Source organism: Mycolicibacterium pyrenivorans (assembly GCF_025821625.1).
GTDB lineage: Bacteria > Actinomycetota > Actinomycetes > Mycobacteriales > Mycobacteriaceae > Mycobacterium > Mycobacterium pyrenivorans.
Map to the genome: position 1 here is coordinate 13,988 of NZ_JACKSH010000257.1, position 14,252 is coordinate 28,239.

The 14,252-nt window shown below is 67.9% G+C and carries 12 protein-coding genes and 2 pseudogenes; 3 read left to right on the top strand and 11 right to left on the bottom strand.

Annotated elements, in window-relative coordinates; all coding sequences use genetic code 11:
• The first annotated feature begins 86 nt into the window (after positions 1-86).
• Positions 87-206 (top strand): SDR family oxidoreductase, encoded by a 120-nt coding sequence (locus tag H7I57_RS28130; RefSeq protein ID WP_372510480.1) that lies wholly within the window; start codon positions 87-89, stop codon positions 204-206.
• Between the two features lie 30 nt (positions 207-236).
• Here the strand turns inward: H7I57_RS28130 and H7I57_RS28135 are convergent, their stop codons facing one another.
• The 3 genes from H7I57_RS28135 to H7I57_RS28145 are packed head-to-tail and all read right to left on the bottom strand — an operon-like array spanning position 237 to position 3,193.
• Positions 237-443 carry a zinc-ribbon domain-containing protein gene (locus H7I57_RS28135; RefSeq protein WP_264027728.1) on the bottom strand — a complete coding sequence of 69 codons (207 nt, stop codon included), beginning with the start codon at positions 441-443 and terminating at the stop codon, positions 237-239.
• Between the two features lie 45 nt (positions 444-488).
• Positions 489-2,153 carry an ABC-F family ATP-binding cassette domain-containing protein gene (locus H7I57_RS28140; RefSeq protein ID WP_264027729.1) on the bottom strand — a complete coding sequence of 555 codons (1,665 nt, stop codon included), beginning with the start codon at positions 2,151-2,153 and terminating at the stop codon, positions 489-491.
• A 47-nt stretch (positions 2,154-2,200) separates the two neighbouring features.
• Positions 2,201-3,193 (bottom strand): glycoside hydrolase family 6 protein, encoded by a 993-nt coding sequence (locus H7I57_RS28145; RefSeq protein WP_264027820.1) that lies wholly within the window; start codon positions 3,191-3,193, stop codon positions 2,201-2,203.
• A gap of 65 nt (positions 3,194-3,258) precedes the next feature.
• On the opposite strand from H7I57_RS28145, the pseudogene H7I57_RS28150 reads away from it, so the two are divergent.
• Both H7I57_RS28150 and H7I57_RS28155 read left to right on the top strand, forming a co-directional pair.
• Positions 3,259-3,345 (top strand): annotated as a pseudogene (locus tag H7I57_RS28150) (oxidoreductase); the annotation flags it as partial.
• 118 nt (positions 3,346-3,463) lie between these two features.
• Positions 3,464-4,489: a fused (3R)-hydroxyacyl-ACP dehydratase subunits HadA/HadB gene (locus H7I57_RS28155; RefSeq protein WP_264027730.1), complete on the top strand. Its 1,026-nt coding sequence runs from the start codon at positions 3,464-3,466 to the stop codon at positions 4,487-4,489.
• 18 nt (positions 4,490-4,507) lie between these two features.
• Here the strand turns inward: H7I57_RS28155 and H7I57_RS28160 are convergent, their stop codons facing one another.
• The 8 genes and pseudogenes from H7I57_RS28160 to H7I57_RS28195 all read right to left on the bottom strand — a co-directional run.
• Complete coding sequence (locus tag H7I57_RS28160; protein ID WP_264027731.1) at positions 4,508-5,266, bottom strand: SCO6745 family protein; 759 nt, start codon at positions 5,264-5,266, stop codon at positions 4,508-4,510.
• Positions 5,267-5,296: 30 nt separating this feature from the next.
• The gene (locus tag H7I57_RS28165; protein ID WP_264027733.1) at positions 5,297-6,898 is read right to left on the bottom strand and encodes an FMN-binding glutamate synthase family protein; all 1,602 of its coding nucleotides are present in this window, start codon (positions 6,896-6,898) and stop codon (positions 5,297-5,299) included.
• Entirely contained in the window at positions 6,895-8,532 is a 1,638-nt protein-coding gene (locus H7I57_RS28170; protein WP_264027735.1) for a fatty acid--CoA ligase, read from the bottom strand. The genes H7I57_RS28165 and H7I57_RS28170 overlap by 4 nt, the downstream gene beginning before the upstream one ends.
• 99 nt (positions 8,533-8,631) lie before the next feature.
• Entirely contained in the window at positions 8,632-9,807 is a 1,176-nt protein-coding gene (locus H7I57_RS28175) for an RNA polymerase sigma factor (RefSeq protein ID WP_264027736.1), read from the bottom strand.
• Between the two features lie 14 nt (positions 9,808-9,821).
• On the bottom strand, positions 9,822-10,229 hold the full coding sequence (locus tag H7I57_RS28180) for a YciI family protein (protein ID WP_264027738.1): 408 nt from the start codon (positions 10,227-10,229) through the stop codon (positions 9,822-9,824).
• Between the two features lie 77 nt (positions 10,230-10,306).
• Positions 10,307-12,715, bottom strand: coding sequence for a PEP/pyruvate-binding domain-containing protein (locus H7I57_RS28185; RefSeq protein ID WP_264027740.1), 2,409 nt, complete (start codon positions 12,713-12,715; stop codon positions 10,307-10,309).
• Positions 12,716-12,718: 3 nt separating this feature from the next.
• Positions 12,719-13,696: a TIGR03617 family F420-dependent LLM class oxidoreductase gene (locus H7I57_RS28190; protein ID WP_264027742.1), complete on the bottom strand. Its 978-nt coding sequence runs from the start codon at positions 13,694-13,696 to the stop codon at positions 12,719-12,721.
• A gap of 59 nt (positions 13,697-13,755) precedes the next feature.
• Positions 13,756-14,214 (bottom strand): annotated as a pseudogene (locus H7I57_RS28195) (Rv3169 family protein); the annotation flags it as partial.
• Positions 14,215-14,252: the final 38 nt, after the last annotated feature.

The window sequence follows — 14,252 nt, forward strand, 5'->3', positions numbered from 1 at the left end:
CGCCGTCAACGACTCGCTGGAGATCGTCGCGGGCCGCCCGAGCGGCGTCGCCCGCCGCCAGCGAGCCCTGTACGACCAGGCATCCGATCGGCCGACTCGGCCGACCCGAGGAAGTGGCGGCAGCGCTGGCCTTCCTCGCCTCCACCGACAGCAGCTTCATCCACGGTGCGAACCTGGACATCGACGGCGGCGAGCACCAGTTCTAGGTGCCGATCAGGTCCCGTCGTGCGTTGACTTCACACGGCGACGGCGGTGCCACAGATGCCGCAGACCTCGAACTGGCGGCGCTTCCAGCGCGCGACCGGCACGAAGAACAACGTGAACTGCTTGAACTCCCGCATCCGCGTCCACTGCGTGGTGTTGTGGCAACGCGGACAGTTCCGGACCTCCCCCGCGCCAAGGTACTTCTGCTTGGTACCGAAGCCGAAGAGGAGGAACAACACGACACCAGCGTAGGCGTGCTGTCGGTGAGCGCCACGACTCGCGGGCTACGACTCGCTGACCCGCCCGTCGTCGACCACCCATGTGCGGTCCAACCGCACGTTCTGGAGCATCCGGCGGTCGTGCGTCACCAACAACAACGCACCGTCATACGCGCCGAGCGCCTGTTCGAGCTGCTCGATGGCGGCGAGGTCGAGGTGGTTCGTCGGCTCGTCGAGAACCAGCACGTTGGTGCCGCATGCCTGCAGCAGTGCCAGGCCTGCGCGGGTTCGCTCGCCGGGCGACAGCTCGTCGACCGTGCGTTCGACATGGTCTGCGCGCAGTCCGAACTTCGCGAGCAGGGTTCGCACATCGGCGGTCGACCATGACGGCACACGTTGCTCGAAGCGATCCACGAGCCGCCCGGGGCCGGTGAAATCTGCTCGGGCCTGGTCGATCTCACCGATGGAGACGTTGGCGCCCAGGCTCGCGCGGCCCTCGTCGGGCTGCCGGCGTCCGAGGAGTAGCCGCAACAATGTCGACTTACCCGCCCCGTTGGGGCCGGTGATGCCGATCCGCTCGCCGGCATCGACCTGCAGCGACACCGGTCCCAGGACGAAGTCACCCTGGCGCACAACGGCATTGTCGAGCGTCGCGACGACCGAACTCGACCGCGGCGCGGCACCGATGGTGAACTCGAGCGTCCATTCCTTGCGGGGTTCGGCGACCTCCTCGAGGCGGGCGATCCGGCTCTCCATCTGCCGGACTTTCTGCGCCTGCTTCTCACTGGACTCGGTAGCCGCCCGTCGCCGAATCTTGTCGTTGTCGGGAGCCTTGCGCATCGCGTTGCGGACACCCTGGCTCGACCACTCCCGCTGAGTGCGTGCCCGCGCCACGAGGTCGGCCTTCTTGTCGGCGAACTCTTCGTACTGTTCGCGCCGGTGGCGGCGGCCGACCTCACGTTCTTCCAGGTAGCTTTCGTACCCACCGCCGAACACGGTGGTGGTGTTCTGGGCCAGGTCCAGTTCGAGGACGCGGGTGACGGTGCGGGCCAGGAACTCTCGATCGTGACTCACCAGCACCACACCACCGCGAAGGTCTCGGACGAACTGCTCGAGGCGGGCGAGTCCGTCGAGGTCGAGGTCATTGGTCGGTTCGTCGAGCAGCACGACGTCGAACCGCGAAAGCACCAGTGCCGCAAGGCCCACCCGCGCCGCCTGTCCACCCGACAAGTCGGACATCGGCGTCAGCTCCGGTCGCACCGCGCCGGAGTCCAGCCCCAGATCGGCCAGCACCGCTGGCAGCCGCTCGTCGAGGTCCGCCGCGCCGGTGGCCAGCCAGTGGTCCAACGCCGCAGAGTAGGCCACGGCTGGGTCGCCACCCGCGGGACTGTCATCCGGATCCGCCAGGGCGGCCGCCGCTGCTTCCATGGCCTGCGTCGCGTCGGTGCAACCCGTACGCCGGGCGATGTATGCGGCCACGGTCTCCCCGGGCACCCGCTCGTGCTCCTGGGGAAGCCACCCGACGAACGCGTCGGCCGGCGCGAGGCTGACCACACCGTCGAGCGGTTCGAGATCCCCGGCCAAGATCCGCAGCAGCGTGCTCTTGCCGGCGCCGTTGGCGCCGACGACTCCGACCACGTCGCCCGGTGCGACGGTCAGGTCGAGCCCCTCGAAGAGGGTGCGGTGGGCGAACCCGCCGGCCACGTTCTTCGCGACAAGCGTTGCGGTCATGGCTCTATCGTCGCAGCGCGTCGTCGGGCCCGCCGCCGCGGGAGCACCTACCAGCCGGCGTTGCCGGCCAGCTCGATGGCGTACTGGCTGACGAAGGTTCCCGCACTTGATGCGCCGCGGCACGAACCGTCGGACTCACCGGGTCGCTTGACCCACAGGAAGGCGTCGACCTGTGGGTTGCCGGTGTCTGTGGTGGGCCGGGCGCCCAGGGCGCGACCGCTGGGGTTACACCAGTACAGCGGGTCGCCCTCGACGGGTCCGGCACCGTTGCGGGACGTGTCGATGACGAAGGGCTTGCCGCCCGTCATTCCCGAGACCGCTCCGCCGTAACCGAAGTTCTCCTCATTGGTGAAGAAGTTGGCGGTGTTGAGGCTGAAGCCGCGCGCCTTGGCCACGCCGACCTGGTTCAGCCTGTCCGCCATGACGTCGGCGGCCACCCAGCGCGGGTGGCCGGCGTCGACGTACACGGCCGTCGCCGGATTGCGGGTCAGCGAGTCGACGGCATAGCGGATCAGGTCGAAGCGTTCCTGCTGCTGGCCGGGGGACAGACAGTCGGCCATCGCGAGAGCGTCGGGTTCGAGGATCACCGCCGCCGGTCCCCCACCGATCGCGCCTGCGACACCGTCGATCCACGCCCGGTACGAATCAGCCGACCCGAACCCGCCCGCGGCGAAGCTCCCGCAGTCGCGGTTGGGGATTCCGTAGAGCGCCAGTATCGGCATGGTGCCTGCCGCCTGCGCGTCCGCGATGTACTTCGCGTCCACGGCGGGAGTGGAGAGGTGGTCCATCCAGTACGCCGTCGGCGTATTGACCACGGCGGCCAGCAGAGGGTCGGGATTGCCCGCCGCGGCACGCGTCCCCTTCGAGTTCGGGTTGACGTAGAACGGCCTGCCGACCAGCGGGTTCGCGTCACTGGCCAGGCGCACCGCCGGGCCGGGAGCGGTGTCCACCGGGGTGGGCGCAAGGCCGACACCGGCAACGACCGCTACCGCGAACAGAGGGGAGATCCACCGCGCAACTGCTTGAACAGCTGAAGACAACACCCTCAGGAAGCTAGTGCCGCTTCGTGATAATCGCCAATTGCCGGCAGCAGGTCAGACACCAGGCCGCCATCGTCGGTTTCCTGGCAGGCCCCGAGGCCGGTTACGTGACCGGCGCGAACTGGAACGTCGACGGCGGTTTCACCGTCTAGTGAGTTCGCGGCGCAGCCGGTGGGTGCAGCGCCGGCGATCGTGAGTGCCACGGCGGCAGCAGGTTAGTGTGCTTGGGTCGGCCACCGTGAACCAGCCGATAGAAATGTTGAGCAATACATGACCGCAGCAGCAGAAACGTCGGCGCTCGAAGCGCGGGTCGGCCACTACTACCAGATGGACGACACCTATCTGGTCGGCCGGGAGAAGCTGCGCGAGTACGCCCGCGCGGTGCAGGACTACCACCCCGCGCACTGGGATGTCGCCGCCGCCGCGAAGCTGGGATATTCGGGCCTGGTGGCGCCGCTGACCTTCACCTCGACCCCTGGCATGACGTGCAATCGCCGCATGTTCGAACAGGTCGTCGTCGGCTACGACACCTATATGCAGACCGAAGAGGTCTTCGAGCAGCACCGCCCGATCGTGGAGGGCGACGAGCTGCACGTCGACGTCGAACTGACGTCGGTGCGCCGGATCGCGGGCCGAGACCTGATCACCGTGACCAACACCTTCACCGACGCGGCCGGCGAGCGGGTGCACACCCTGCACACCACCGTTGTCGGCGTGACCGCCGAAGACCTCAACCCGGAGATCAAGACCGCCGTGCACAGCAAGATGATGCACGACGTGGACATCTTCGGGGTCGGCGAAGAGGAGTACCACAAGACGGTGCGCCCGGAGGGTGAGATCCGGATCGCCGACGGAGGCACCACCCGCACGCCGGGAACACCGTCGTTCGATGACGTGAAGGTCGGCGACGAGCTCCCGGTGCACCACACCCGACTGTCCCGCGGCGATCTGGTGAACTATGCAGGCGTGGCAGGCGACGCGAACCCCATTCACTGGGACGAAGACATCGCCAAGCTGGCCGGGCTGCCCGATGTGATCGCCCACGGCATGCTCACCATGGGTTTGGGTGCCGGCTTCGCCTCCGCATGGTCGGGCGACCCCGGCGCGGTCACCCGCTACGCGGTGCGGCTGTCTGCGCCCGCGATCGTGTCGGCCAACGAGGGCGCGGACATCGAATTCAGCGGTCGGATCAAATCATTGGATCCGGCGACCCGCAGCGGCGTCGTCATCGTCGCCGCGAAGTCCGACGGCAAGAAGATCTTCGGCCTGGCGACGTTGGACGTCCGCTTCCGCTGACCTGACAGCCCTGGGCGTTCACCCCGGGACGCTGGACTTCAACGACGCGAGCGCATCGGTGCTCAGCCGGGCCAGCTCGTCGGCCTCTGCCGGATCGAGTGCGGCCGCGAAGATCTCCGCCATCCGCCGGTTGGTGGCCTGCTCGATCTCTGTGTAGCGGTCCTTCTTCCCTGCGCCGTCCGCGAACGGTTCGGGCCAGCCGAACATCATGGCGTACTGATGCCCCTTGTTGAGCATGTGCGCCTCGACCGGGCTGATGCCGGAGATGGTGAGCGCGTTGAAGTGCACGCCGGCGCGCAACTCCCGCATCACGAACATCACCTGCAGTGCGCGTGCGGGGGCATCGGCGGCCAATGGCATCGTGCGCCAGCCGGCGAACAACGGCAACCCAGCGGTCGGCGTCGCTGTGATGATCTTCTCCCCCAGCGCGGCGAGGCGATCCAGCCCGGAGGCGCCCGTCAGGTACTTGCGGCCGAACTCCGCGGCTTGGTCCCAATACTGTTGTGCGGCACCGGCGGCGCCGCGCACCGCGATACCTTCCTCCCACATCGCGGCGAGCGAGGTCGGCTCGAACACCGCGAACACCGAACTGACGGTGGCGCCGCTGGCCTCACCCAGCACTCCGCCGCGGCCTGCGACGTACGCCGCCAGGGGGTTCTGATAACCGGCGGCGATGCTCTCGCCGAAGGTTTCCGGATGCAGCATGAAGACCGCGACTGCTTCCTCCATCGCCGCGCCCGCGGCAGCAGCCGCATCGGTCATGCCGGTGTCGCTCATGGCAGAGGCTCCTCTTGATTAGATGGTGGGTTATTCCGTCGCCTGGTTCGGCTCGGTCGCCACCCTGACCGGATCGTGTTCGACGACCTCGTCGGTCCCGGGCAGGTCGTCGTAGCGGGACATGTACGCATCGATCTCGCGGACGATCTCCGGGCCCGGTGTGCCCCAACCTTGCTGATAGCCGTACACAGCGGCGAGCGGTCGGTGCCCGCGGTCGCCATCGAGGATTTCGACGTCGTTCGGGCTCAGCATCGCCGGGTGCCGAACGCCGGCCGCCTCTGAGACCTTCAACAGATCGCGGCGCAACGTCAGGACGTAGTTGGCCAGCCGATGCGACTTCTGCTCCGGATCCAGCCCCCGCGCCAGCCACGTGTTCTGCGTCGCGATGCCCGTCGGGCAGCGATCGGTGTGGCATTTCTGCGCCTGGATGCAGCCGATCGCCAGCATCGCCTCCCGCGCCACGTTGATCAGGTCGACGCCGAGGGCGAATGCCACGATCGCGTTCGCGGGCAGGCCGAGCTTGCCCGAACCGATCCATGTGACGCGGTCGTTCAGGCCCTTCTCCGCGAACAGCCCGTAAACCTCGGCGAAGCCGACGCGGAACGGGAACGACACGTGGTCGGCGAAAACCAGCGGTGCGGCACCGGTGCCGCCCTCGCCGCCGTCGACCGCGATGAAGTCGACGCCGCGCTCCCCGTCAATCATCTTGTCTGCCAGCGTCTGCCAGAAACCCGACTCCCCCACCGCCGACTTGATGCCGACGGGCAGCCCGGTGACATCCGCGATCTGTTCCACGACGTCGAGCATCTCGTCGACGTTGCGGAACGCGGTGTGCCGGGACGGGCTCGCGACGTCCTTGCCCTGCTCGACACCCCGGACCCGGGCGATCTCCGCGTTCACCTTTGCGCCCGGCAGGTGGCCACCCAAACCGGGTTTGGCGCCCTGGCTCAGCTTGATCTCGATGGCACGTACCGGGGCGGAGGCGACGACGTCGACCAGCCGGTCGAGATCGAAGTTGCCGTGCCCGTCACGGCAACCGAAGTAGCCGGTGCCGATCTGGAAAACCAGGTCGCCGCCCTGTCGGTGGTGATCCGACAGGCCGCCCTCGCCGGTGTTGTGCCAGAAATCGGCGATCTTGGCGCCCTTGTTGATCGCCTCGATCGCCTGCGGACTGAGGGAGCCGAACGACATCGCCGACACGTTGACGACCGATGCCGGACGGAAGGCATGCCGGCGTCCGCGGGGGCCGCCGAGCACTTTGGCGCCCGGCACCTCGATGTCGCGCCCGTGGATCGGGGAGGCGGGTACGACGTCGGAGAACGTGGCCTGCTTGATGATCGGGTACGCGGCGTTCTCGGTGTCGTTGTCGGTGCCGAACGAGAAGTAGTTGTTCTCCTTCTTGGCCGAGGTGTACACCCAGCGCCGCTGGTCGCGGCTGAACGGCCGCTCGGAGTCGTTGCTGGTGATGATGTACTGGCGCAGCTCCGGGCCGACCGACTCCAGCAGGTACCTCATCCGCGCGATGACCGGGAAGTTGCGGCGCAGGGCGTGCTCCGTCTGGAGCAGGTCCTGCAGCGCGATACCGGCGAGGGTGGCTGCGGGAGCCAGTGCGGCGAGCCTCCGCTTCTTCATGTTCGCTCGCGCAGGTCTGTGACCTGGTAGGCATCCTCGGCGTAGCGCGACCGGATCAGCTTCTTGTCGTACTTGCCGACGCTGGTGCGTGGAATCTCCTCCACGAACGTCCAGCGTTCCGGGAGCCACCAGCGAGCGACCTTGTCTGCCAAGAAGTTCCGCAACTGCTCGGGGTCCGTCTCGGCGCCGTCCTGGACGACGACGGTGGCCAGCGGCCGCTCCTGCCAGCGTTCGTCGGGAACTCCCACCACTGCGGCTTCCCGCACCGCCGGGTGCGCGATGAGGTGGTTCTCCAGCTCGACCGACGAGATCCATTCACCGCCCGACTTGATGACGTCCTTGGCGCGGTCGGTCAGGGTGATGTAGCCCTGCGGGTCGATGCGGCCCACGTCGCCGGTGCGCAGCCAGCCGGACTGGAACTTCGACTCGTCGGTGTTGCGGTAGTAGGAGCCGGTGATCCACGGGCCGCGGACCTCGAGTTCGCCGACCGCCTCGCCGTCGTTGGGCAACAGCTCGCCCTCGTCGTCGACGATGCGGGCCTCCACCCCGCACACAGGCCTGCCCTGCGTGGCCCGGATCTGCCACTGCCTGTCCTCCGGGGTGTCCGGCGGCGGCCACGCGAGTGTCGCGACGGGGGAGGTCTCGGTCATCCCCCACAACTGGCGGATCTGCACGCTGAACTTCTCCTCGAACTCCTTCATCAGCGACACCGGCACCGCAGACCCTCCGCAGGCGACGAGCCGCAGCGAGGAGATGTCGTGGCCGGGGTTGCGTTCGAGGTGGTGCATGACGTCGTTCCAGATCGTGGGCACTGCACCTGCGACGGTGGGCCGCTGCGTCTCGATCAGGTCGACGACCCGCTCGGCGTCCATGAAGCGGTCCGGCAGCACCAGGTCCGCACCGGCCATCAATGCGGCGTACGGCAGACCCCAGGCGTTGGCATGGAACATCGGCACGATCGGCAACGCCTTGTCGGAGAAGCTCAGCCCCAGCCCGTTGCCTCCGCACACTGCCATCGAGTGCAGGTAGCTCGACCGGTGCCCGTACACCACGCCCTTCGGGTGGCCGGTGGTTCCGCTGGTGTAACACATTGCGGCGGCGGAGTTCTCGTCGATATCGGGCCAGTCGAAATCGTCGGACTCGGCGGCGGTGATCTCGTGGTAGCGCAGCACCCGCTTGCCCGAGGCCTGCAGCGGCGCCAGATCCCCGTCGCCGACGACGATCACCGTGTGCACGGTCTCCATCGATCGCAGCACCGGGGCCAGCAGCGGGACCAGCGACACATCGGCGATCACCACCTGGTCCTCGGCCTCGTAGGCTACGAACTCGATCTGCTCCGGGAAGAGCCGGATGTTCAGCGTGTGCAGCACCGCCCCCATCGATGGCACCGCGACGTAGGCCTCGAGATGCTCCTGGGTGTTCCACATGAACGTGGCGACGCGATCGTCACCCTCGATGCCGAGGCGGCGCAGCGCGTTGGCGAGCCGGGCGGCCTGCCGGCCGACGTCGCGGTAGGTGGCGTGCCGGTAGCCGTCTCCCGTTGCGGTCGTCACCGTGCGGTCGCCGTGGACCGTGACGGCGTACCGGAGTATCGCCGCCACCGTCAGCGGGGAGTTCTGCATCGTGCTGTACATCGTTGTACCGCCTTCACCCGTGTGGTCGGTTGGGCGCGATGTTAGCGCGCCCGCGGCGTCAAGGGCGGCAAGGGCCGCACACCCGCCGCAACGAGGCGCTCAGCCGTCTCCGCCCGAGAGGCGCTGGCGGAGGGTGGCCGCTCGCAATGTGAGGTGGTTGCGCTCGGCGACGGTTTGCGCCTGCGTGGCAGCAGCCACGTAAAGGTCTGCCGCCGTGGCGATCTCACCGGCCCGCTGGTGGAGGTAGGCGGCCGATGCGGTGTACCGGGGCAGCGTCGGGTCGAGTTCGGCGAGTGCGGCGAGCCCCGCGTGCGGTCCGTCCGCCTCACCGACCGCGACGGCCCGGTTGAGCCGCACCACCGGGCTGTCGGTGAGCCGGACGAGCTCGTCGTACCACTCGACGATCTGCACCCAGTCGGTCTCGTGGACGGTCTGCGCGTCGGCGTGCAGGGCCGCGATCGCGGCCTGCGCTTGATACTCCCCAAGCCGGTCGCGGGCCAGCGCGGCCTGCAGCACGGCCACGCCCTCGGTGATCAGGTCTCGTCGCCAGAGGCTGCGGTCGTGATCGGCCAGCGGCACGAGGCTGCCGTCGGCGCGGGTGCGGGCCGGGCGTCTGGCGTGGTGAAGCAGGAACAGGGCGAGGAGTCCCGTGACCTCCGGGTCGTCTGAGGTCGCCGCGAGTTGGCGGGCCAGCCGGATCGCCTCCACGGCGAGGTCTGCAACCTTCGGGTCGCCACCGGTGTAGCCCTCGTTGAACACCAGGTACAACACCTTCAGAACGGTGCGCAGGTTCCCGGGTTGATCGAGCCGGACCGCGCTCACCGTGCGTTTGGCCCGGCTGATCCGCTGGGCCATCGTCGATTCGGGCACGAGGTAGGCGTGCGCGATCTGGCGGGTCGTCAAACCGCCGACGGCCCGCAGCGTCAAGGCAACGGCCGACGCGGGGCTCAGGCTCGGGTGCGCGCACAAGAAGTACAGCTGCAGCGTGTCATCCGCGGATTCGGTCGGTCCGGGCGTCGGCTCGTCGGACACCCGGGCCTCGCACTCGCGCCGCGCGACGTCTGACCGGGTCAGATCGAGGAAGCGGCGCCACGCCGTGGTGATCAGCCAGCCCTTCGGGTCCTCGGGATGGTGATCGGAACCCGTGCCCCACTTTTCGATCGCCCCGATCAACGCCTCTTGGACGGCATCCTCCGCGGTGGCGAAATCCGCCCCGCGACGGACGAGGGCCGCCAAGACGCCGGGGATCAGGTCCCGCAGCTGAGCCTCGTCCATCGCGTGGGCGGCCGCTACTCGGTGACGGTCGGTGGAGCGGTCAGAAACGGCCGCACCTCGAGCCATTCGTGGATCGGCTTGCCGCCCGCGCCGGGTGCCGCGGACAGCTCGCCGGCCAGTTCGACGGCGCGTTCGTACGAGTCGACGTCGATGATCATCCAGCCCGCGATCAGGTCCTTGGTCTCCGCGAACGGGCCGTCGGTGACGGGCGGGTTGCCCTCACCGTCGTAGCGGACCCACGCGCCGTCCGGCGCCAGGGCCTGGCCGTCGACGAACTCGCCGCTGTTTTCCAGCCGGGCGGCGAAGTCGTTCATGTACTGGATGTGCGCCTCGACCTCCGCGGGTGTCCACTGGTCCATCGGCACATCGTTGACGGCCGCCGGCGCGCCTCGGTAATGCTTGAGCAGCAGGTACTTGGCCATGACGATTCTCCCTTCGCAAGTTGCGACCCTAGTTGGTCGCTCACCCCTGGGACGGAGCCGTCACGGCGTTCTCGACATCAGCCGCCGAATCTTTCTGATCCCGGTCCCGGGGGCCAGCGGGATGCGAGGCGGGTGATCAGCCCACGGTCGCCGTCCACCCTGACGCGATCGCCGGTCTTGAGCACCTGGGTCGCCACCAGCGTGTTGACGACGCACGGAAGCCCGTACTCCCGCGCGACGACCGCGCCGTGCGATACCGCGCTACCGATGTCGGTGACCAGTGCGGCGATCACGGTGAAGTACGGGGTCCAGCCCACGTCGGTGACTGGTGCGACGAGAATCTCCCCACGCTGCACTTCACGAGCGTCCTGGATCGACTTCGCCACGCGCACAGTCCCTTCCGCGATGCCGCGGCTTGCCGGGCGTCCCAGGATCTGGTCGTCGGTCACGGAGCCGGGGGGTCGAGCGACGATGGGTGCGGGCCGTCCGACCGAGACGTCGTCGAACTCCAGTGACTGTTGGAACGCCAGCGCATCGCGGCGCTGCAGCGCACGCTGCACCAGGTCGGCGATGTCGCCCTCGCCGACCACCAGGGGCAGTTCCGCGCGGTCGAAGAAGAAGATCAGGTCAGCATCGGGAAGGCGGCCGGAGTCCGCCAGCACCGCCCCCAGGTGGCGGTAGCCGAGCTTGAGGCGATGCGCCATCAGCGCCATCTTCGACTTGGTCTCCTCACGACCGCGGGCGCCGCCCTGCGCCAGGCGCGCAAGCAGCCTGACGGTCCGCGACCCCGGCTCTTCGACGCGCTTGCGAGTTGGAGTCTCGCCGGCGTGATCACGGGCTGCTTGCACCATGACCTGCATCATGGACCCGAGCCCCTCGGCGTCCTGGGCCCACGCGGGGTCACGCATGCACAGTTCGCGGTATCCGCGATGTCCATGTCGAGTCAGGAACTGCCGCAACGCCGCAGCGCCGGGGCCGGCCGCACTGCGCAGGCCGGTCAGAGCATCCGACGGCGCCGCGGCGAGGAACTGCTCGGCGGCGGTGTCGTCGGCGGCGATGTCCCGCACCACCGCGTGCAGTTCGTCGACCATCACGGCGCTCTCGACATCGGCGGCACCCGCCATGAGCCGGGCGGCCTCTGCTTGGCCCTCGCTCTCATCGCGACCGCCCCTGACGGCACTGCGCACCAGATAGCTCTCGAGCACGTTCGCGCCCACCGCAGCTCGTGACGAGGACCGTACGTGGACCAGCGTGACGTGGCAGTACAGATCGACACCCGACTCCAGCTGCTGCAGAACGTGTTCGGCGTCGCGACTGGTGGGGATGGGGAACGCGGCGATCTGATCACCGAGGCGCCGGATCGCGGGCCCGGCCGACAGCGCATGCGAAGTGAGGCGGACCGTGTTGATCAGTTTGGAGACAAACGGTTTGGGTGGCTTGGGCTCGAGTTCATCGATGACCCGACCGCAGATGGACATCGAGAACTGTTCCAGCGAGTTTCCGAGAATGCCCGAACTCAGTGCCGTCCCCTCGGTCATGTTCAAGAACAGGTGCCCGTAGAAGTAGCCCACTTGAAGCCATGGCTTGTCGTAGCGTTCCTGCGCCCGTGCCACCACTTGGGTCATCTGCATCGCGTAGTCGATCGCATGTCCCGACACCGATGCGGTGAGCGGGCAGAAGGCCCCCGGCATCATCTCGCCGATGTTGCATCGGGTGTAGACGTGCGCAGGGCCCGCCACGGGGGTGTCCATCTCGTTGAGGTCCCCGGGCAGCGTGGTGATCGGCCGCGCCTGAAGCCACCACAGCTGCCCGGCTCGGTCGATCGCCCATTCCAGATCCATCGGCCTGCCCCAGTGCTGCGACGCACGCAACGCACCGGCCCGAATGCGGGCGACATCCTCGTCGGACAGGACGGGCACGTCACCGACCTCGCGCACCGCCTGGGTGCCGTCCCGCGTCACCACGAGATGGTCGGAGACGGCAGATCCGTCGACGAGCGCTTCGCCCAGCCCGGCGATGGCATCGATGACCATGAGATCCCTGCGGCCGGTCGCCGGGTCTGCGGTGAAGACCACCCCGGCCGCGCGCGCATCGACCATCTGTTGGACGACCACATGCATCGTGACCGCATCCGGGCCGCCGTAGGAGGAGGCCCGTTCGGAGCCGACGGAGACCACACACTTGCCCACAGCCGCGGCGAAGCCCTCGGTGGAATCGACGCCGAGCACGGTGTCGTACTGGCCGGCGAACGACTGCTGGGTTCCGTCTTCTCCGGTGGCCGAGGACCGGACGGCCACTTGTGACGCACCCGATTCCAGCATCCGGGTGAAACGGTCGGTCACCGTGTCCGGAAGGGGATGCAGGGAGGCTTGCCCGATGACGAAACCCGTTGGGACGGACAGCCCGAGGCGGGTCAGCTCGGCCAACCCCAGCGCCTTGCCGCCGAACCGGTCGTCGACGATCTCGTCGAACTCGATCGGGTGCATCCGTCAGCCCAACGCGTCGATGATCTCGGCGAGAGCTTCGGCAGCGATGGGTCCGGGTTGATACAGACAGATCCGGTCCGAGACGCCGTCGACGCGGTCCCGGATGTGGGCGGCCACCTCGGCCGGAGTCCCGCAGGCGGCGATCGTGTGCAGTATCTCGTCGTCGATCAGCGTGGCCATCTCCTGCCATCGCCCCTGTTTGGACATGGCGTTGAGCTCTGGTTGCAGGTCGCCCCAGCCATGTGCATCCAGCACCGGCCGGTAGGCGGGCGTGGAGCCGTAGAACGATAGGAGCATCCGAGTCGACGTGTGATCCTCACCCACCGAGACGATGATCTCGGGTACCACCGCGAAGTCGGCGCCGTCCCGGCCGGCGGCCGCCAGTCCCGCGCGCACTGCGGGCATGGTCTTCTCGTGCAGGAACCGCTTCGACCCGAACGGCATCACCAGCAGGCCGTCGGCGACTTCGGCTGTCGCCCGGGTCATCTGCGGGCCGAGCGCTCCGAGATAGATCGGCGGCGGTCCGAATGGGTTCGGGCCGGGGTTGAACGTCGGCGTCATCAACGTGTGCCGGTAGAACTCACCGCGGAAGTCGAGACGCTCGCCGTTGTTCCACGTGGCGAAGATCGCCCGCAGCGCACCGACCATCTCCTTGATCCGCGCCACCGGGCGGTCGAACTCGGCGCCGTAGCGTTTCTCGATCTGCGTGCGGATTTGGGTGCCGAGGCCGAGGATGAAACGCCCCTCCGAGATCTCCTGGAGATCGTTTGCCTCGTGGGCCAGCTGGATGGGATTGCGGGGGAAGGCAATAGCGACGTTGGTCATCAGGTCCAGGCCCTTGACCGTCGAGGCCAACACCAGCGGGGTGAAGACCTCCCGCGGACCCTCGAAGGTGAACACCCCGGAGGCTCCGGCCTCCCGCAGGAGTGCTGCCCGTTCGACCGCATCGGTCGGGCCGAACAGCGCTGTCATGACCTTCATGAAGGGGTCCCTTCCGGGACGTCGGTCCAGTCGGAGAACCCCGACGGGTGGTGCGGGCCGCCCTTCCACGTGCCGAGCTGGGCAAAACGGCACGCCTGCAACGTCACTCGTCGTTCGGAGTTCATCTGGTGTGGATGTTCCAGAGCGGCCGGGAACAGGCCGCGCCACCGGAGGTCAACTGAGATTCCCTCGGTTTCAGCGACGGTCAGATGCAGTTCCTGCAAGGGTTCGACGACTTCGAGCCGGTACCCGTTCACGTTCTGATCGAGACGGTACCCGTCGATCGCGTCACTGAAGCGCACCGCGGTCTGAGTGTCTCCGCGCCGGATGACCACGTAAGCGTCCTTGACGCCCAGTCGGGGGTAGGAGCCGATCCCGGTCAGCGCCATGAAACGGCCCTCGCGATCAAGCACGTTGAAGTACGAACGATCGTAGAAGTTGCGATCCGATGTGGCCGGGGTGCCGATGGGCACCGGCGCCTGGTGAATCGGGTACTCGTCGAGCGGACTCAGGATCAACAGGCACTCCCAATAAAGATACGATGCGAGTTATATTG